Origin of the sequence: Methanolobus sp. (genome assembly GCF_016278385.1) — an archaeon.
In the GTDB taxonomy this organism is placed as follows: Archaea; Halobacteriota; Methanosarcinia; order Methanosarcinales; family Methanosarcinaceae; genus Methanolobus.
The window spans coordinates 32,853-51,301 of sequence record NZ_JADQBY010000018.1 but is presented as its reverse complement, the minus strand read 5'-3'; the positions used below and the strand labels follow the sequence as shown (position 1 = coordinate 51,301).

20 protein-coding genes are annotated in these 18,449 nt (G+C 40.8%); 13 read left to right on the top strand and 7 right to left on the bottom strand.

The features are described from left to right. The first annotated feature begins 218 nt into the window (after window positions 1-218). The 3 genes from cbiQ (at window position 219) to QZZ23_RS08085 (ending at window position 3,493) form a co-directional block, all read left to right on the top strand. Complete coding sequence (cbiQ, locus tag QZZ23_RS08095) at window positions 219-1,001, top strand: cobalt ECF transporter T component CbiQ (RefSeq protein WP_292468680.1); 783 nt, start codon at window positions 219-221, stop codon at window positions 999-1,001. 9 nt (window positions 1,002-1,010) lie between these two features. After that, window positions 1,011-2,348 (top strand): ATP-binding cassette domain-containing protein, encoded by a 1,338-nt coding sequence (locus QZZ23_RS08090; RefSeq protein WP_292468737.1) that lies wholly within the window; start codon window positions 1,011-1,013, stop codon window positions 2,346-2,348. 458 nt (window positions 2,349-2,806) lie between these two features. Then, the gene (locus tag QZZ23_RS08085) at window positions 2,807-3,493 is read left to right on the top strand and encodes a sulfite exporter TauE/SafE family protein (RefSeq protein ID WP_292468678.1); all 687 of its coding nucleotides are present in this window, start codon (window positions 2,807-2,809) and stop codon (window positions 3,491-3,493) included. 20 nt (window positions 3,494-3,513) lie between these two features. Here QZZ23_RS08085 and QZZ23_RS08080 read toward each other — a convergent pair whose 3' ends face one another. Genes QZZ23_RS08080 through QZZ23_RS08070 form a run of 3 tightly spaced genes read right to left on the bottom strand, consistent with a single transcriptional unit; the run spans window position 3,514 to window position 5,184 of the window. Beyond that, window positions 3,514-4,350, bottom strand: a complete 837-nt coding sequence (locus QZZ23_RS08080; protein ID WP_292468676.1) for a TIM barrel protein — start codon at window positions 4,348-4,350, stop codon at window positions 3,514-3,516. Further along, window positions 4,350-4,682, bottom strand: a complete 333-nt coding sequence (locus QZZ23_RS08075; RefSeq protein ID WP_292468675.1) for a hypothetical protein — start codon at window positions 4,680-4,682, stop codon at window positions 4,350-4,352. Before QZZ23_RS08075 ends, QZZ23_RS08080 begins: the two co-directional genes overlap by 1 nt. A 31-nt stretch (window positions 4,683-4,713) precedes the next feature. Next, the gene (locus QZZ23_RS08070) at window positions 4,714-5,184 is read right to left on the bottom strand and encodes a phosphopantetheine adenylyltransferase (RefSeq protein WP_292468673.1); all 471 of its coding nucleotides are present in this window, start codon (window positions 5,182-5,184) and stop codon (window positions 4,714-4,716) included. 147 nt (window positions 5,185-5,331) lie between these two features. On the opposite strand from QZZ23_RS08070, the gene radA reads away from it, so the two are divergent. The 3 genes from radA to QZZ23_RS08055 all read left to right on the top strand — a co-directional run bounded on the left by radA (window position 5,332) and on the right by QZZ23_RS08055 (window position 8,172). Beyond that, complete coding sequence (gene radA / locus QZZ23_RS08065) at window positions 5,332-6,309, top strand: DNA repair and recombination protein RadA (RefSeq protein ID WP_292468671.1); 978 nt, start codon at window positions 5,332-5,334, stop codon at window positions 6,307-6,309. A 139-nt stretch (window positions 6,310-6,448) separates the two neighbouring features. Next, window positions 6,449-7,456: a hypothetical protein gene (locus QZZ23_RS08060; protein WP_292468669.1), complete on the top strand. Its 1,008-nt coding sequence runs from the start codon at window positions 6,449-6,451 to the stop codon at window positions 7,454-7,456. Window positions 7,457-7,491: 35 nt separating this feature from the next. Then, on the top strand, window positions 7,492-8,172 hold the full coding sequence (locus QZZ23_RS08055; protein WP_292468667.1) for a phosphoglycolate phosphatase: 681 nt from the start codon (window positions 7,492-7,494) through the stop codon (window positions 8,170-8,172). 60 nt (window positions 8,173-8,232) lie between these two features. Here the strand turns inward: QZZ23_RS08055 and QZZ23_RS08050 are convergent, their stop codons facing one another. Next, a complete protein-coding gene (locus tag QZZ23_RS08050; protein WP_292468665.1) occupies window positions 8,233-8,508 on the bottom strand; it encodes a PRC-barrel domain-containing protein in 276 nt (91 codons plus the stop codon). 48 nt (window positions 8,509-8,556) lie between these two features. Then, entirely contained in the window at window positions 8,557-10,794 is a 2,238-nt protein-coding gene (locus tag QZZ23_RS08045; RefSeq protein ID WP_292468735.1) for a CDC48 family AAA ATPase, read from the bottom strand. A 262-nt stretch (window positions 10,795-11,056) separates the two neighbouring features. Here QZZ23_RS08045 and QZZ23_RS08040 point away from each other — a divergent pair, with 262 nt between their 5' ends. Both QZZ23_RS08040 and QZZ23_RS08035 read left to right on the top strand, forming a co-directional pair. Then, the gene (locus QZZ23_RS08040) at window positions 11,057-11,266 is read left to right on the top strand and encodes a TRAM domain-containing protein (protein WP_292468663.1); all 210 of its coding nucleotides are present in this window, start codon (window positions 11,057-11,059) and stop codon (window positions 11,264-11,266) included. 126 nt (window positions 11,267-11,392) lie between these two features. Beyond that, complete coding sequence (locus QZZ23_RS08035) at window positions 11,393-12,043, top strand: flavodoxin family protein (RefSeq protein WP_292468661.1); 651 nt, start codon at window positions 11,393-11,395, stop codon at window positions 12,041-12,043. A gap of 47 nt (window positions 12,044-12,090) precedes the next feature. On the opposite strand, the gene purL is transcribed toward QZZ23_RS08035, so the two are convergent. Further along, window positions 12,091-14,238, bottom strand: a complete 2,148-nt coding sequence (purL, locus tag QZZ23_RS08030) for a phosphoribosylformylglycinamidine synthase subunit PurL (RefSeq protein ID WP_292468659.1) — start codon at window positions 14,236-14,238, stop codon at window positions 12,091-12,093. 133 nt (window positions 14,239-14,371) lie between these two features. Next, a complete protein-coding gene (locus QZZ23_RS08025; protein WP_292468657.1) occupies window positions 14,372-14,731 on the bottom strand; it encodes a DUF192 domain-containing protein in 360 nt (119 codons plus the stop codon). Between the two features lie 85 nt (window positions 14,732-14,816). Between QZZ23_RS08025 and yciH the strand changes: the two genes are divergently transcribed. The 5 genes from yciH (at window position 14,817) to QZZ23_RS08000 (ending at window position 18,395) form a co-directional block, all read left to right on the top strand. Beyond that, complete coding sequence (gene yciH / locus QZZ23_RS08020; RefSeq protein ID WP_292468656.1) at window positions 14,817-15,125, top strand: stress response translation initiation inhibitor YciH; 309 nt, start codon at window positions 14,817-14,819, stop codon at window positions 15,123-15,125. Window positions 15,126-15,248: 123 nt separating this feature from the next. Beyond that, window positions 15,249-16,406, top strand: a complete 1,158-nt coding sequence (gene nifS / locus QZZ23_RS08015; RefSeq protein WP_292468653.1) for a cysteine desulfurase NifS — start codon at window positions 15,249-15,251, stop codon at window positions 16,404-16,406. A 31-nt stretch (window positions 16,407-16,437) separates the two neighbouring features. Next, window positions 16,438-16,791 (top strand): iron-sulfur cluster assembly scaffold protein, encoded by a 354-nt coding sequence (locus tag QZZ23_RS08010; RefSeq protein ID WP_366931330.1) that lies wholly within the window; start codon window positions 16,438-16,440, stop codon window positions 16,789-16,791. 21 nt (window positions 16,792-16,812) lie between these two features. Next, window positions 16,813-17,175 carry a transcriptional regulator gene (locus QZZ23_RS08005; protein ID WP_292468651.1) on the top strand — a complete coding sequence of 121 codons (363 nt, stop codon included), beginning with the start codon at window positions 16,813-16,815 and terminating at the stop codon, window positions 17,173-17,175. Further along, window positions 17,172-18,395 (top strand): Nre family DNA repair protein, encoded by a 1,224-nt coding sequence (locus QZZ23_RS08000; protein ID WP_292468649.1) that lies wholly within the window; start codon window positions 17,172-17,174, stop codon window positions 18,393-18,395. The genes QZZ23_RS08005 and QZZ23_RS08000 overlap by 4 nt, the downstream gene beginning before the upstream one ends. Window positions 18,396-18,449: the final 54 nt, after the last annotated feature.

Sequence of the window (18,449 nt, the reverse complement as noted above, 5' to 3'; positions counted from 1 at the left end):
ATCAATTAATTTTTCTTATTCTTTCCAAAAGAATAGATTTCAGGAATTAATAAACAAGTCCGATATTTCATTTGATTGGATAAATATAGTTCTTATTGATTACGGTTTATAACGACATGTTTATGTATAAAGTATCGTCTCTTATTTCCTAACAATTGTAATCAACATTAAATAAAGTTAAATTTATTTAATATTACATTTAATAACGTGGTTGAAAAATGACATACATTCTGGATGATTATGCAATATTAAGTCCATTGAGATCCAAGAATAACTGGCTCAAATTAGCTATTGTAGGTTTTGGAATCCTGGCAGGTGTCTCATCTTCATCACCTCTTGTTCCATTTACTATAGCATTGTGTATGAGTTTTGCAACCATTAATTTCGGAAAGATCCCTGCAAAATTCTATTTTAAGATATTGGCAGTCCCTGCAGGTTTTGTACTTGTGAGTATTGTCATTATTGCCTTCTTTTTTGGAGAAGGTGGCAATCTTTTCGAGTTTGATGTTTTCGGATATACGCTTGGTGTGAGTTCACAGGGTCTGAACATGGCTCTGCTAATTCTTGCAAGAACAATTGGTGGTATGTCTTGCCTGTTCTTCCTGTCACTGACAACACCAATGATAGAATTGTTCTCGGTTCTAAAGACGGCAAAACTGCCCGATTCTTTTGTAGAAATCTCAATGATGATGTATCGCTATATTTTTGTCTTCCTTGATGTTGCAATGGGAATTAAATATGCACAGACAGTCCGCCTTGGGTATCATGATTTCAAAACATCATTCAGGTCTATGGTGATGCTCGGTGCCAATCTTTTCATAAGATCCTGGGAGCAAGGTGAAAAACTCTACCTGTCCATGAATTCAAGGTGTTATGACGGTAAATTAATAATGTATGATGAAAAAAGGCCTGTGAAGATGCCTGAATTATTGTTGACCGGGGTATATTTTGCGATTGTGCTTACAGTCTTCTATTTTACAAGGGGAATGTCATTTATTTGAGGTGAAATGGTGGATATTTTAGAAACAAAAGATCTCAGCTACTCTTATCCTGATGGTACTCTGGCTCTTGAGGGCATCAATATAAATATTGGGAAGGGAAAGAAAATAGCCTTCGTTGGTCGTAATGGTTCGGGGAAATCTACTCTCTTCATGGCACTTAATGGTACTCATCGTCCACAGAAAGGAGAGGTGTTCTTCCATGGTAAACCTCTGAAATACGATTCAAAGTCTCTCCGGGAAATAAGGAAAAGCGTAGGTATTGTTTTCCAGAATTCGGATGATCAGATATTTGCACCAACTATTTATCAGGATGTTGCATTTGGTCCTACCAATCTTGATTATCCAAAAGATAAGGTTGCAAAGATAGTCCACGATACTCTGGAATATGTGGGTTTGACTCACATAAAAGATAAGCCTCCTCATCATTTAAGTGGCGGACAGAAAAAGAGGGTTGCCATAGCAGGCGTAGTAGCCATGGATCCTGAGGTTATAGTTCTTGATGAACCACTTTCTAATCTGGATCCAGTTGGTGCTGATGAGGTAATGGATCTCCTTAACGAATTGAACTACTTCGGTAAAACTATTATCATTTCAACCCACGATGTTGATCTCGCATACGGGTGGGCGGATTATGTTTTCCTTATGAATGACCGCAAGGTTATCAGTGAAGGAACGCCCGAAGAAATATTCAGGCAGACTGAGAAGCTCAAGGAGGCATACCTTAAAAGACCGATTACTCTTGAGATATACGATGAGATTCGAAAAAGGGGGATTGCTCGCGCTTCAAGGCCCCCTCGTGATATTCCAGATCTTGTGCACACCTTAAGGCCACAAAATCTGATGTGGGTTGATGTCCCGCCTGAGGTAAAGGAAGGCGAAACCATAAACATGGGAATCCTTTACGGTGAGTTTGCTCAGGATTCCATGTACGAAGCAGCAAATTGCAAAGTCCTCCATATTCATAATGATGGCCTTGCAATAGTCGAAATGGGCAGGAAGGCCTTGAGGGCAGGTTCTATAGGGATTTATGATACTTCCAGGTATGACAATGAAGAACTTTTGAATATCATGAAAAGGGATGGTGTTGAGTGTGTTGGTGCCATGGGCAAGAAAAGCAAGATAGTTGCTGAAAGAGATGAGATCTATCTTGATGTGACTTCAGGTGTTATTGACAGATCAATCTTAAATGCGCTTTCAGGTCAACGTTGTCTTATACTTACACACGGTGGCATGGTGGACCATGCTCTTGATAGGATAAATGGGTATATCGAAAAGAGTGGCATAAACCTTCATGTAGGGGTTGTGAACGGTGACTCTGGAAAGGGTGAAAGCGAAGGATCATGTTGATTGTGTGGGAGCTTAAATGATCATTTAGCTTTTTTAGTCCGGAATGCATCCAGTCAGCAAGGTGACGTCTCCCTATCCAAAATACCTTTACATTTAACTAATTATTGTTTTGTAACATAAATGTTGTAATTAATCACACGTTTTACATATTTAATGCCTCTGTATTTATTACATGATTTTTCATTTTCATGCATGATATGATTATTTGATAAATATTTTATAATCTCTGAAGACGTATGTTTTCTGATTAAATTGTACCTGTGTATCTTTTTGATTGATGTCCTATGTGCTGTATATCAAGTTATCTGGAACTATTTATAAATAAAGTAACACGAATGTAGTATAATGTGACATATTATTTCATAATCTATTTATATAGTCAACCTAATTTAGTATTACTAATAACGACTAATATCTATTTGCATATAGGAGTTCAATTATATAAGGGGTCAAATATCATGGAATTACTATCATTTGGTGCAGATGTATTGTCTTCAGATCTTAGTTTTTTGATTGCCATATCGGCTTTTCTGTTTGGTGCGTTGCATGCGCTCGAGCCAGGACATGGGAAATCTATAATGGCTGTTTTTGTTATGGGTACGGATGCGGATATGAAAGATGCACTTCTTCTGGGGCTCACAATAGTTGTGTCTCACGTCGTGGTTGTACTAGCATTGGGTGTAGCATCCATCTATCTGGTAGATATATTGAATGTTGATATGACTCATGATATAATGAGTGTGGTTGGGGGAATAATTCTGATAGTAGTGGGGGTATGGATATTAAGGAAATTCTATCGTCCTCATGAACATGCCATCGATACGAAGAAAAGTGTAATTGCAATAGGGCTTTCCACAGGACTTATTCCATGTCCTGCAGCACTTGCAGTATTGCTTTACAGCATTGCAAATAATCAGGTATACAATGGTCTTATCTATGTACTGATATTCAGTGCTGGCCTGGCGCTAGCTATCACGTCACTGTCAGTGGTGTTTGTAAAAGGAAAAGGCTTTATTGAGAGTTATGTGAGCAGCACAAAGATAAACAAACTTCCGCTTGTAAGCGGGTCGGTTATTGTCGTTATAGGTCTATTCACATTGCTTCATCCTCTGCTGGAGCGTGTGGTGCCTGCTCTGCACATTTAAGAATGGTGGGAGCTTATCATTTATAAGCTCTCAAAAGTTCTTTTTAAAAGAAGAGCATCCCCTTCATTATCCGGACTTTCACATATCAAAAGGCCTTTTACTTTAAAATCCTTCAAAGCTCTCATGAGTTCGATGTATTCAAGGTCGGAATCATTAAGATTCAGATGATTTTTCTCTCCTTTTTCACCATATTCAATTCCTGATACATGCATATGCATATCATCAAGTCCTTCCCTTCCAAGCTCATTCTCAACCAGTTCAAGTGTGGAAGCGAACTCTTCATAGCTATTTTCTGCTCCGTTGCTTCTCGCATGAAGGTGAGCAAAATCAATACAGGGGAGCACATCATCTATTTCGCAGCCAAGCCTTACATTCTCATTAAGGCTTCCGAATTGTGTTCCCTTGCCAGTGGTTTCCGGGCGAAGGATCACTTCGATACCCTCGTCTTCCAGTTGGGAAGTAAGCATTTTCAGCAGTTCGAACACTCTGCCATAAACCTTTTCCGGAGCATCTTTCTGGTAATATGCAGGATGGAACACGATGTTCCTTGCACCACAAATGCTTCCTATTCTTGCAGAGGTGTATATCCTTTCGATGCTGGCATCTACTTTTTCCGGCTCGGATGAGTTGAGATTGATGTAATATGGGGCGTGTACACTCAGGGAAATCACTTCTTTTTTGGCCTTCTCGTGAACATCTCCTGCAGTGGCTTCACCCATTTTGACCCCACGGACAAATTCCAGTTCCATGCAGCCAAGTTCAAGCTCATGAACTCTTTCAATGCCTGAAATGCTGTTTCTTTTTTTTGAGTTTTTTGGTGTCCCTGCAGTTCCAAAAAGCAGTTTTTCAGGTTTCATTATGCCATGCCGAGTTTTGCCTTGAGTTCCTTCAGTTTTTCAGTTGAAAGCTTCTCTTCAACAAGCTCGAGGAAGGTGTCGACATCATCCTCTTCAAGTGACCTGATGTCTTCTTTCCCTTCCATGGCAAGCTGGAAAAGGTATTCCATCTCTTCAATGTCAAGTTTGTTCATTCTGTTTCTGAAATCTTCTCCGTCCTCAGCTATTTTGTGTGACAGGGGTCGAAGGATAAAAGGATAGTTGTGTCCTGCCTTTGACATAGTATTTCCGCTAAGTTCCGGTGCAAGCTTACTGAATATCTGATTGTCCATATCGTTGAATATTCTGCCCATGGACCTTAGTTGTAAAAAATAGTTTATAAAATTATGTTTCGGGATGGAATTTTAAATGTCCGTGAATATCTATTTCCCCACGGGCAATTCTGGTTGATGAGATTGGCTTTTTATCATCTGCAAGTACATATTCTACTTTGATAACTTTTATCTCCTTCATACTCTTCTCATTCCTGAGTTTGTTGATCTTTAATGCAACAGGATATGTCTCAGGAGAAACCACTATGTAGTCATAATTCTGGACAAGTGTTTTTCCATAGGGGTCATTGAGTTCTATAATTGTATATTCCTGACCTTTTGTTATCTTATCAATGTATTCAAGTAGTCTCTCTTTTCGGGTTTCATAGTCTGGGACATTACGCGGACGTTTGTTTGCCATCTCATCGGATGTCAGGCCGATGTCCACTTCTCCATTTTCAGCAAGCTCAAATGCTTTTTTTAAAAGTTTCTTGTGTCCGTCATGGAGGCATTCGAATGTTCCGCCTACTACTACTCTGGCCATTGCTCCTTAATATGTGCTTTCGATGATAAGTCTTGTGTTATAAATAATACTTTCACCCTGCTCTCTTTAGGTATATATACTCACAAATCAATTAGATAATCGAACTGTGCACCAGAAGAAAACATGTGCACCCAGGAGTTAAGATAAATGTCAGAAGTGTTATTGGAAGATCTGGATCATGTTGGTCCGGCAACCGCGCAGAAATTGAAAGACGCAGGATTTACGACGATTGAGGCAATTGCCGTTTCCTCTCCGGCAGAACTTGCAACTGCAGCTGAAATAGGCGAATCTACTGCTTCAAAGATAATCCTTGCAGCCCGCCAGTCTGCTGATATAGGAGGTTTTGAGACGGGTGATATCGTGTTAGAGCGCAGGAAACTTGTGGGTAAGCTAAGCACAGGTTGTATCGAATTCAATGAAATGATGGGCGGTGGCATAGACACTCAGGCAATTACTGAACTCTATGGTGAATTTGGTTCTGGCAAAACACAGGTTGCACATCAGCTTGCTGTAAATGTGCAGTTGCCAAGGGAACAGGGCGGACTTAGTGGCTCTGTCATTATTATTGACACTGAGAACACCTTCAGGCCTGAGAGGATAAAACAGATGGTAGATGGCCTGTCCGAAATATATGGTCAGGAATACGACTCTGAAGAGTTTCTCAAGCATATACATGTAGCACGTGCTTACAATTCCAACCACCAGATACTCCTTGTAGATTCGGCAATGGAGCTTGCTAATGAATTAAAAGACACTGATATGCCAGTGAAGCTTTTTATTGTTGATTCCCTTACTGCTCATTTCAGGGCCGAGTATATAGGCAGGGGCACACTTGCTGACAGGCAACAAAAACTCAATAAACATCTTCATGGCTTGCAAAAATGTGGTGATCTCTATAATGCATGTGTCGTAGTCACAAACCAGGTCATGTCCAAGCCAGATGCTTTCTTCGGTGATCCTACAAGACCAATTGGAGGTCACATAGTAGGACACACATCAACTTTCAGGCTCTATTTGCGTAAATCCAAAGGTGACAAAAGGATTGTTAAACTTGTAGATTCTCCTAATTTGCCTGATGGGGAAGCAATAATCTCTGTAACCACACCAGGTCTTCGCGATCCATAATAATAGATAATCAATCAGTGCCTTTCTGAAAGGAGATTTTTCTCTCTCCTCTTCTTTCTATTTATTTGTGGTAGTTTAAAATTTGGTTGCCTGTTTTTTGTTAATTGTTTTATATGTGTATAGTGTATATTAAGAAAGCATGAAAAGATTTTACCCACTTTATCCCTTATTCCTGATAGGTTTGCTCTCAATGCTCTTTGCAGAAATATTTTCAGGAGCTTCCAACATGTGGTTTCTTGATTTATGGGGTATCCTTATCATATTCCCGCTTTACCTGTTCCATGTACTATTTTTCTTATGGATTGCAATTGAATACAAAAAGACCAACATTCATCAGTTATATCTGTTCGGTATCATCTTTGCCCTGTATGAGGCATGGGTGACTAAAGTCCTCTGGGCAGGTTACATGGATTCTGCAGGTCCCGGACTTGGTACTATATTTGGTGTGGGGCTGGCTGAGTTTTCAGTTCTCTCTTTATTATGGCATCCGATTATGTCTTTCATAGTTCCAATCCTTGTCTTCCAGGTACTTACCGGGAAAATATTTCCCGGGCATGCAGACTATTTGCGAAAAACACGCAAGAGTTCATCTATTCTCTTTGTATGCATTCTACTGTTTAGTACCTTCATTGCGAATGGAAATTCTTTTAATTTCATATCTGCAAATATTTCAGTTTTAGGTACTTTGCTTCTTGTCTTTTTAGTATACAGGGTCTCAAAAGACCGGGATATAATGTCGTTACATTTCAAAAAAGTGTATCTCCGGTTGATAGTTATCTATTTGATTGTCCTGTATATCGTAACATTCGTGCTTTTCCTGCCGGAGAGGATTCCGGTTACACTCACTCCGTATATTTCAGTACTTCTCTTCTATGCTATTCCCTTGATAGTGATCTCCAAATCTGAAATATCTGATATATGTCTGGTAGAATTACCAGATAATTCATATTCTGTAAAAGATCTCGCCAGATATTCTTTATTATTGGTTCTGGCAGTGAATTTTGCCTGTCTTGTCCCTTCAGTAAGTACTACAGTGTTGGGAATGACTTATTTTTCAATGGTATTTGCAGGTATTGTTCTGTTCCTGGCAGTTTTTCTCAAAGGAATTAAAAATATAAGGGCATTGAAAAGCATTGAAAAGCATTGAAAACACTTTTATCCCTCTCTTATCATCTATTGCTTATGAAATACAAGGCTCTTGTAATTGACATCGATGGCACTATCACTCATATGGATCGCAAGCTTAGCCTCAGGGCAGCCGCAAAATTGCGTTCGCTTGATATTCCTGTGGTGATAGCAACAGGAAACGTCCTCTGTTATGCCAAGGCTGTAGCAAAACTTGTGGGTGTATGTTGTAACATCATAGCTGAGAATGGTGGCGTCATAATTGATGGGTTTGATAATGAGCCAATTGTTTCAGATGTTATTCATGAGTGTGAAGAAGCATATGAGTTTCTTTCCACCAAATATGACATGGAAAAACTTGATTCTGTACACAGGACTACGGAAATTGTCCTGAGGAATACTTTTGATGTTGATGAGGCCCGTGGGTTACTAAATTCACATTTTCCCGGTGTTGAGATTATTGATACTCATTTTGCTATCCATATAAAAAGCAGGAAAATCAGCAAAGGTACAGGACTTTTAAGAATGGCGGAATTGATGGGGCTTGAAACATCCGATTTTGTTGCCATTGGCGATTCAGTCAATGATCTTGAAATGCTTGAAGAAGCAGGCTTTGCAATTGCAGTGGGAAACGCGGATGGTTTTTTAAAAGATGTTGCTGACTACGTAAGCGAAGCGACGTATGGTGATGGTACAGTTGAGGCTATAGATTTCCTGCTATCAAGAGGTATGATCTAAATATAATATAAAGAGAAAGTAGGACTGCAAAGATGGACTGTACCCTTGCAGTCTGGTCATTTACAGGTTAAATGGCTCGCTAACGATTCCTCGTGCCATGTTCTTGTCAACGACTATATAGTCTTTTATTGCCCTGACAGATTCAAAGGGTAATAATATGTACTGTTCATCTACCTTGTATCTTGAAGTGTCAAGACTCATGTCTGGTTTAACTATCAGGTCAATAAGGTCTCCTGTTTTGATATCCATTACAATATTGAACAGGATGCCTATCTCTGTACCATCTGTTGCCATTACCTGCTTGCTCGAAAGGTTCTTTGCAAAGACGTTTGCCATTTTCATTCGCCCCTTTGTATAATAATAACATCTGAATTTTTCATATATTTATCTGTATCCTATATAAGAACTTGCTTCTTCTTTCTTGATGCCACCCTTAAACTGTGCCTGTATTCTTTCATAATACTCCATCATGTTCTCAGATAGTGTTGGTCTTACTTTGTTCAGAGCTTCTTTGAAATACTTCATAGTAACTTTTTGCACATCGAAATCATCTCTCAACGCAAGCATTACAGCTTCTCTACATACTGCTTCGATGTCAGCTCCTACAAAACCTTCAGTTATGCCTGCAAGGTCATCTATTGTGACATCATCATCAAGGGGTATATTTTTAGTATGTATTCTGAAAATGTCCTTTCTGCCTGAATAAGTGGATTGTCCAACAAGTACCATCCTGTCAAACCTTCCGGATCTCAAAAGAGCTGGGTCTATAATGTCCGGACGGTTGGTTGCGGCAACAACTATAATTTCTTTTAACGGTTCAAGGCCATCAAGTTCAGTCAAAAGCTGATTGACAATTCTTTCGGATACTTTAGAATCTTCCGAAGCAGCACTTCTCATTGGTGCAATGGAATCGATTTCATCAAAGAAAACTATACATGGAGCCACCTGTTTTGCCTTCTTGAATGTCTCTCGGATAGCTTTCTCCGATTCTCCGACCCATTTTGAAAGCATCTGTGGTCCTTTTACACTGATGAAATTTGCATTAGACTCATTCGCAACAGCCTGTGCGATCAGTGTTTTACCTGTCCCTGGCGGTCCAAAGAGCAAAACACCCTTCGGTGGTTTAATACCCATTTCTACGAATTTTTCCGGTCTTGTGAGTGGCCATTCCACAGCTTCCCTTATTTCCTGTTTGACCTTGTCAAGTCCTCCCACATCCTCCCATCTCACGTTAGGGACTTCTACGAGTACTTCCCTCATTGCTGAAGGCTCTATTTCCCGGAGTGCATTTTCAAAGTCATCTTTGCACACTGTAATAGTCTCAAGTATCTCCTGTGGTATGTCCTCATCTTCAAGATTGATATCAGGTAAAGCACGCCTCAAGGAGCGCATTGCAGCTTCTTGTACAAGGGCAAGCAGATCTGCACCTACGAATGCCTGTGTATGTTTTGCAATGTAATCCAGAAACTCCTCATCCACGTCTTCAGCAAGCGGAACGCCTCTGGTGTGAATCTGCATTATCTCCAGACGGTCATCTGTATCAGGGACACCTATCTCTATTTCCCTGTCAAATCTTCCAGGCCTGCGAAGTGCCGGGTCAATTGCATCCAGACGGTTTGTGGCACCTATTACTACTACCTGTCCTCTTTCCTCAAGACCGTCCATCATTGTGAGCAACTGGGCGACAACCCTGCGCTCAACCTCACCTGTAACGTTCTCTCTCTTTGGTGCAATGGAATCGATCTCATCTATAAACACAATGGATGGGGCATCTTCTTCTGCATCTTCAAAGATTTTACGTATGCGTTCTTCACTTTCTCCGTAATACTTGCCCATTATTTCAGGACCTGCAATGTAGAGGAAGTTTGCCCTGGACTCATTTGCAACAGCTTTTGCAATCAATGTTTTTCCAGTACCTGGTGGACCGTAAAGTATGATTCCTTTTGGAGGTTCGATGTTAAGTCTCTGGAACAGTTCAGGATGCTTTAACGGAAGTTCTATCATCTCCCTTACTCGCTGTATTTCAGTTCCAAGGCCTCCGATATCTTCATACGTAACACCTCTGGTTGCACCATCATAGCCACGGACAGGCTTCTGGCGAAGTTCGATTTCGGTAAATTCTCCTATTATCAGAATTTCGTCATCAGGCTCGGTCTCAACAGCTACCAGGGGGATTGCCTGCCCTCCACCCATCTGTGATGTCATGGGTTGTGTCATTGAACTTATAATAGGAATTATGTCTCCTTCGACAAGGGGACGCTTCATAATATTGCGCTTGATTATCTCGCTTATATGGTCTCCGTACTCCATAGTGACACCTTCGGGTGGTGCCAGCACAACTTTGGTTGCAGTCACAACATCGGCTTTCCGGATGGTTATTCTTTCGCCAATACCAACGCCCGCATTTTGCCTGATAAAACCGTCAATCCTGGCAATTCCCTGTCCCCAGTCCTGTCTTTCAGCTCTCCATACCTTAGCGGCAGTTTTTCTCTTCCCTTCTATTTCGACAATGTCGCCAGGTGAGAGTTGCAGGCTCAATAGTGTGGTTGGGTCCAGGCGTATGATCCCTCTCCCAAAGTCATTAGGGTGTGCCTTTTCTACTTTGATCTGTACTTCATCCATTATTTTCATCCCAAAAATTACATTGAATCAATAGTATAAGTGTAATTTATATCTACCTATTTTATTCTAAAGAATAAATAAGATATGGTCTCCGGTATTCTTTCCTATATGATTCCTGTCAAGAAGATTTAAATATCTGTTGTGTATACTTATGGTGTAAGATTTAATGCTATTCTGAGACTCAGTTTGATTGGATTTTTTTATCTACGGCGTTTTTCAGTATGGATTTAGTCTTAATTTCGATTAAAGGACGTGCATTATTTTGTTTAATAACAATGACAGAGAATCAACAGCTCCTGTAGATGTTGGAGAGACCTACGAAGTAACGATTGAAGATATCGCAAGAGAAGGAGATGGAATCGCTAGAGTAGAAGGATTTGTAATCTTTGTACCACAGACCCAGGTCGGCGATACTGTAAACATCAAAATCACAAGAGTATTGCGTAAATTTGCTTTTGGAGAGAAAGAATAATAATTCTTCTGAGAATGGTCATTGACCATTCTTACTAACTCTTTTGTGTTCTTTTAGTGGATCTTTAATTTTCTTTAACTTATATTTTGGGAAACCTATTTATGTGACTACATCACATGTTTTTTTATGGGGCTAAAAGCATTATTTTTGAACTGCACTTTGAAACGTTCTCCTGATATTTCAAATACCAGAGTTCTTATTGATAAGGCTGTAAGACTTTTTGGGGAACTTGGTGTTGAAAGTGAAGTTGTGAGGGTTACAGATTACAATGTCATGTTTGGTGTTTCATCAGATGAGGGCGAAGGTGACGAGTGGCCAATGATCCTGGAAAAGGTCAAAGCATGTGACATTCTTGTAATAGGGTCTCCTATATGGTTTGGTGTCCGTTCTTCTGTAGCGCAGATGGTTTTTGAGAGACTTGACGGTACTTATGAGGAAAGCGACCCCAAAACAGGTCAGTTCCCTCTTTACGGCAAAGTAGGTGGTGTGATTATCACAGGTAACGAGGATGGAGCGCATGATGTTGCAGCAAATTCCTTATTTAATCTGACTCATCTTGGCTGTACTGTTCCGCCAAATGTGGATAGTTATTGGGTAGGTCCTGCCGGTCCGGGTCCAAGTTATATTGCTGCAGGAGGGGAAAAGCATCTTTACACGAACAAAACAGTGAGATACATGGTTAATAATCTCACATATTTTGCTAAATTATTGAAGGACAATCCTATTCCAACAAATATCAACAAACTTTACGAGGATGCGCTGAAGGAAAGCGAATAGTTGCTTTTATAACAATTGTGAACAAAAAAAGTAATGAATTGATGATGTTATTCCATCATCAATGTCATAAGGCTGTCTCTTGCTTCTTTTATTTCGTCAAGGGACAGTTGTATTTTTGAATTTCCAATTTGTATGTTCAATGCGTTTCCGCCAACTTTTCCTATTACTGCGTGTGGTATGTCCTTAAGCATCTCTGCAACAACATCAGGCTCTGATGTAACTAAAAGTGCCCTTGCATAGGACTCAGAGAACAGGATGTCATCTGCACGGAGGTCATTTCCTATATTGCTCAGGTCAATATCTGCGCCATATTTCTCACACATTTCACAAATTGAAGCTGCAATTCCTCCAAGTGATACATCATGTGATGCTGTGAGCTTTCCACTTTTCGCAAGGTCTATGAGCGTATCGATAATTACCGTGTAATTCTCTGGTGGTTGTGGAACGTTCCCATCCATTTCCTTTCCGATTATGTTGTAGTATTCAGAACCACCTAACTCGTCACCTGTTGTTCCTACAAGGATTATGGTATCGCCTTCATTTGTGAATATTCCGGCAGGTGCCATACTGACATCTTCAATGTGCCCTACAAGGCCAATGGATGGAGTTGGGGCAATTGCTGTCTTAAATTCGCCACTCTCATTGTAAAGAGATACGTTTCCGCCAACTACTGGTATTGTAAGGTCTCTTGCTGCATCTCCAAGTCCCAGTATTGCATGCTTGAACTGCCAGTATATGTCTGGTCTTTCGGGGTTCCCAAAGTTCAGGCAATCTACAATAGCGATTCCACGTGCACCTTTTACTGCAAGGTTCATGGCGTTCTCAATGACAGTTCCTTTTCCACCAATGTATGGGTCAAGCAGTGTATGTCTGGGGTTACATCCGCAGGAAAGTGCTATTCCTTCATTTCCATCAATACGCAGTATTCCTGCGTCATCTCCTGGCTTTGTAACTGTACGCACCTGGACTTCATGGTCATATTGCCTGTATATCCATCTCTTTGAGGCTACATTGTGGGATGACAGCAAGTTAATGACTGTCCGTTTGAGGTCAGCTGGTATGTCTGGTTTCTCTCCTATATCGCGTGATTCAGGAGCCTTTGAAGGACGCTCGAAAGTTGGTGCACCTTCTGTTAATTCCTTGATCGGTATGTCAGCAACAACTTCTCCCTTGAACTCAACAGTGTAATTCATTACGTCTGTAAGTTCACCTATCATGCTGCCGTTGAGGTCGTACTTCTTTGCAATATCCAGTACTGCATCTACGTTTTCCGGTTCAACTTCAAGGAGCATGCGTTCCTGTGATTCTGCAATAAGAATCTCATAAGGTGTCATGCCAGTTTCACGCAGGATAACATTGTCAGCAATGATCCTCATTCCAAGATCACCTTTGGATGCCATTTCTGAACTTGCACCTGCAAGTCCTGCTGCACCAAGGTCTCTGCATGACTTCACATATCCTTTTCCAATAGCTTCCAGTGTTGCTTCTATCACTAGCTTTTCAGTGAAAGGATCGCCTATCTGGATACTTGGTCTGTCTTCTGCTTCGGAATCCTCTGAAAGGTCCCTTGATGCGAAAGATGCACCACCAAGTCCGTCCCTTCCGGTTGTGGAACCCATAAGTACTAGCTTGTTGCCAGCAGTTTGTGCGCAGGCTGTCACAATGTCTTTTTCACGTGCAAGTCCTACTGCCACAACATTTACAAGAGGGTTTCCACTGTATGATTTGTCAAAGAATGCTTCACCACGTACTACAGGTACTCCTATACAGTTTCCATATCCTGCAATTCCCTCGATGATGTGTTCGAAAAGATAGAGGTTCTTGGGATTATTAAGTGGTCCAAAGTAGAGTGGATCCATGAGTGCTATAGGCCTTGCTCCCATAGATATAATATCACGCACGATACCTCCCACACCAGTGGCTGAGCCATTATATGGGTCTACATATGATGGGTGATTGTGACTCTCCATTCCAATTGCCAGTACCCATCCGTTTCCAAAACTGATGATTGCTGCGTCATCTCCGGGACCGATTATAACCTTATCTCCGGTAGTTGTGAATGTCTTAAGCAGTGGTGCACTTGAGCGGTATGAGCAGTGCTCACTCCACAGGTTAAGGAAACAACCCTGCTCTACAAGGTTTGGCTCCCTTCCCATCTTCTCTGTTATGATCTTTAAATCCTCTTCAGGTAACATTTATGTGCCTCATGTTAGTAGATTATTATAATATGATGATTCTATCAGGGCTTTAAAGAACCCGGAATGTAATAAACATTTCTTTGAACCGGTTTATGGTATATCCATATCATGTTCATTGAAACAGTTAAGGCTATTGGCATTGGTTTTCAAAATCAATTTTGTCTCCGGTTTTGATTCCCATTTTCTCTGCTTTACCGTAGGATGTTTCTATAATATACTTTGCTTTTTCCTTGCAGGAACATTTGCCTATCCATGACCGAAGACTGCATGTCTTCATGACTCTCTTGTTTTCGTCAAGGTATATTGCATCAATGGGAAAATTGACAAAGAGCATGTGCAATGACACATTTTGCTTTTTTCTCATGACGAATACAAGTGCATAGTTATCATGTATCCTCTTGCTGAACATGAGCCCCTTGATTTGCATTAGTAGGCTGCAGGCAAAATCAACGTCCGTTGCTATCTCTTTACCATTAGATTTTAATATCATCGAAGTTCTACTCTATTCATCTATTTTAGTTAAATGCATATGGAGTATTTAAAATAGATAATAATGTCGGAGGAAATACCACAAGATGAGTTCTGAAATGTGTTCGGTATGCGGATTGCCAAGAGAGCTTTGTATATGCGAAGAAGTGGCAAAAGAGCAGCAAAGAATCACTGTAAAAGTAAACAGACGAAGATACGGTAAGGAAGTAACGGTTGTAGATGGCCTTGATGCCCATGAAATTGATCTTCATGAACTTTCAACTTACCTAAAGTCTAAATTTGCATGCGGTGGTACAGTAAAGGGTAATTCAGTAGAATTGCAAGGCAACCACCTGAGCCGTATGAAGGACGTTCTTATTGAAAAAGGATTTTCTCCAGATCAGATCAAAAATTAATTCGATTTTTGTATGTGTGGGTGGTCCACACATTTTCTTGCAGAATATTTTATGCTGCTTTATTCATAATCTCCATGTTGAAGGATATTTATTTATTGAAAGTATTCTCTAATATCTACTACTATGAAGCAGATTTATATGGACCATAGTGCAACCACCCCAGTGGATCAACTTGTGGTGGATGCCATGATACCTTATTTTACTGAGATATTTGGCAATTCCTCCAGCCTGCATTCATTTGGCGGGGAGGCTGCTGAAGCTCTTTCAATGGCACGCAAACAGGTTGCAGAGGCAATAGGCGCTCTGCCGGAAGAGATTATTTTCACTTCAGGAGGAACAGAATCCGATAACCTTGCAATAAGGGGAGTTATTCCTTATAATACCAGCAAAAAGCACATAATTACTTCAGTCATTGAGCATCCTGCAGTACTTAATACATGCTCTTTCCTTGAAAGCATGGGTCATGAAGTGACATATGTCCCCGTTGATACAGAGGGTATTGTAGATATCCGGAAGTTGGAAGAATCAGTCCGTAAGGACACGGTTCTTATAAGTATAATGCATGCAAACAATGAAGTAGGTACCATCCAGCCTATAAAGGAGATTGCACAAATAGCAAAGAAGCATGATATTTATTTCCATACCGATGCAGTACAGACAGTGGGAAAGATTCCTGTTAACGTAGATGAGCTCGACGTCGATATGCTTTCAATATCTTCGCATAAGATCCATGGTCCAAAAGGTGTTGGAGCGTTGTATATTCGTAAGGGTACAGCTATTGAACCAATTATTTTTGGTGGAAACCATGAAAATGGTATGCGTTCGGGAACAGAGAATATCCCGGGTATAGTGGGCCTTGCTAAGGCCATGTCCCTTGCTCAGCAACGGTTAAATGCTGACTCTAAGCACATGCAAGAAATGCGCGACTCCCTTATAAGTAGAATATTTGATATTATTCCCGATGTTCGCCTGAACGGGCATCCTGTACAGCGCCTACCGAATAACATAAACTTAAGTTTCAAGTATGTTGAAGGAGAATCCATGCTCATGTTACTGGATATGAAAGGCATTGCAGTATCCACTGGTTCTGCATGTTCGTCTAAATCCTTGAAGGCATCCCATGTGCTAAGTTCTCTCAATTTAGAGGATGATTACATACATGGTTCCCTGCGGATAAGTCTTGGAAGGGAAAACACCATGGAAGACATAGATTATGTGGTTGAGAGTCTGAAGGAAACAGTCTTGAAGCTGAGGGAAATGTCCCCGCTATCCAGTCAATAAAACAGGAGGAGTAGGTCTGTATTCAAAGAAAGTGATTGAGGAATTCAGCAATCCTCATAACGTGGGTGTTATAGAAAATGCTGATGGTGTGGGTGAGATTGGAAGTACAGTAGATGGGGATATAATTAACATCTCTATCAAGGTAACAAACAATATACTTGAGGATGTAAAATTCAAAACATTCGGGTGTGTTGTTGCCATTTCCACTTCAAGTGCTGTTACAAGACTTGCAAAGGGAAAAACAGTTGAAGAGGCTCTTTCATTGAGCAATGATGATATTCTTACGGCATTAGATGGGCTTCCTGAAGGGAAGGACAGGTGTTCAGGGTTTGCCCTTGATGCCCTTAAACTGGCAATCGAAGATTACCAGAAAAAGAACAAATGATAATTAAAAAGGTGATTTCCTGTGAAAACAACGTGTGAAATAATGGTTCAGCGGGTACTGCCTGCTATACGTGCAGAGCTTGCGAGATGTATGATTATTGAGCATGGAAAAAACCAGCAGGAAGTTGCCGAGATACTGGCTCTTTCAAGGGCAGCTGTTTCTCAATATCTTAATGATAAACGTGGTGCAGAAGTTGATTTCTCAGGAGATGCCCAGCAGGAGATACAGGATTTTGCAGCCAAACTGATTCAAGGAATGGCCACCAGGGAACAGGTTGCTGGGATGTGTAATGTCTGTAAATTTGTACAGCGTTCCGGCTGGCTTAATAAAAATGAACCTGAAGTCGGCTATTGTATTCTTTGTGGAGACAACGAAGATCATTGACCTCCAATCTCTGTATAAAATGTAAGGGCAAAGGTCTTTGTGGGCGACCAAGATGCCCTATACTGGAAAAGTTCAGGTCTATTGAATCTGTTATTCCTAATTCTTCAGGTGAAACTTCGATTTTCGGGGCATCTCCACCATCGGTATTTGTAGGCAGATACAATTATCCTGATGTGAAGGCAGGTCCTATGATACCACCTCAGCTTGAGGGCGATGAGGCAATGTTGCTTGAAGATCCCAAAGCCCTGCTGAAGATGAGTATACAGGATATAATATCCTCCCGTTCCCAGCTTGTAAGGGCGAATACTGGTATCAATGTAAAGAAAGCCCGTTCTCCTGATAATCCTTTGATAGAACGTTCTCAGGAGCTGGCACTTTCAAAAACACCTGTTGATACAGAGGCATGGTTTAATAAGCCCATTAGTAACAAGCTCAAATTTGACAATGTTCTGACTCCCATGGGTCCATCCGGAGACCTGAAAAAGTTCGATATAACTGAAAATCCCAAAGTTCCAAAAAAAGTGGATTCGCTGGTTTATGATGACGATGCGCTGGCGAAGGATGCAATATCCGAATTATGGTGTGGCAATATACCTGCGGAACATATATCCCGTCTTCTTTCCATCGGTCTTCTAGGTCAAGAAAGAAAACTTGTCCCGACCCGCTGGTCCATAACCGCAGTTGACGACATGGTTGGAAAGGATCTTCTGCAAGGAATACGGGACTACCAGCAACTAAGTGAAGTTACAGTCCTCAGTGGAGGGGTATTTGGGAATCACTTTGAGATAGTCCTTATTCCCCGTATGTTCTCATTCGAGTTGATTGAAGTATGGATGCCGCGTACTGTTTGGTCCGGCGGAAGCACCTGGATAGAGTCAGACCATGAGGACTTTGGTGGTAAAAATAAATATTCTAATCTTGCAGGCGGCTACTATGCAGCTCGCCTTGGTGCTCTTGAATATCTCCATTCCATTCGTAGGCAGGCAACTGTATTCATGGTAAGAGAGATCCGGCCTAAATACTGGGCTCCTCTTGGTGTATGGGTAGTCAGGGAAGGTGTCAGGAAAGCCTTTGAAGGTGAACCTGAAAAGTTTGAGTCTGTAGACCTTGCACTTGTAGATATTTCAACTCGTCTGAATACTTCTTCTTCTCAATGGATGCCAAAAGCAGCTTTATTGCCAGATGTACGCTTCCAGCAGACATTGGACTCTTTCTTCTAATTATTTATATATAGTTTATTTATTACTATATAGTATATGGTACTCACATTTATG

Bases quoted from the DNA above. Each gene is read 5' to 3' on its own strand.
- yciH (WP_292468656.1), top strand. From the start codon at position 14,817: ATGAGTTCTGAAATGTGTTCGGTATGCGGATTGCCAAGAGAGCTTTGT.
- purL (WP_292468659.1), bottom strand. From the start codon at position 14,238: ATGTTACCTGAAGAGGATTTAAAGATCATAACAGAGAAGATGGGAAGG.
- QZZ23_RS08080 (WP_292468676.1), bottom strand. From the start codon at position 4,350: ATGAAACCTGAAAAACTGCTTTTTGGAACTGCAGGGACACCAAAAAAC.
- QZZ23_RS08060 (WP_292468669.1), top strand. From the start codon at position 6,449: ATGAAAAGATTTTACCCACTTTATCCCTTATTCCTGATAGGTTTGCTC.
- QZZ23_RS08045 (WP_292468735.1), bottom strand. From the start codon at position 10,794: ATGGATGAAGTACAGATCAAAGTAGAAAAGGCACACCCTAATGACTTT.
- QZZ23_RS08075 (WP_292468675.1), bottom strand. From the start codon at position 4,682: ATGGGCAGAATATTCAACGATATGGACAATCAGATATTCAGTAAGCTT.
- cbiQ (WP_292468680.1), top strand. From the start codon at position 219: ATGACATACATTCTGGATGATTATGCAATATTAAGTCCATTGAGATCC.
- nifS (WP_292468653.1), top strand. From the start codon at position 15,249: ATGAAGCAGATTTATATGGACCATAGTGCAACCACCCCAGTGGATCAA.
- radA (WP_292468671.1), top strand. From the start codon at position 5,332: ATGTCAGAAGTGTTATTGGAAGATCTGGATCATGTTGGTCCGGCAACC.
- QZZ23_RS08055 (WP_292468667.1), top strand. From the start codon at position 7,492: ATGAAATACAAGGCTCTTGTAATTGACATCGATGGCACTATCACTCAT.
- QZZ23_RS08025 (WP_292468657.1), bottom strand. From the start codon at position 14,731: ATGATATTAAAATCTAATGGTAAAGAGATAGCAACGGACGTTGATTTT.
- QZZ23_RS08035 (WP_292468661.1), top strand. From the start codon at position 11,393: ATGGGGCTAAAAGCATTATTTTTGAACTGCACTTTGAAACGTTCTCCT.
- QZZ23_RS08085 (WP_292468678.1), top strand. From the start codon at position 2,807: ATGGAATTACTATCATTTGGTGCAGATGTATTGTCTTCAGATCTTAGT.
- QZZ23_RS08050 (WP_292468665.1), bottom strand. From the start codon at position 8,508: ATGGCAAACGTCTTTGCAAAGAACCTTTCGAGCAAGCAGGTAATGGCA.
- QZZ23_RS08070 (WP_292468673.1), bottom strand. From the start codon at position 5,184: ATGGCCAGAGTAGTAGTAGGCGGAACATTCGAATGCCTCCATGACGGA.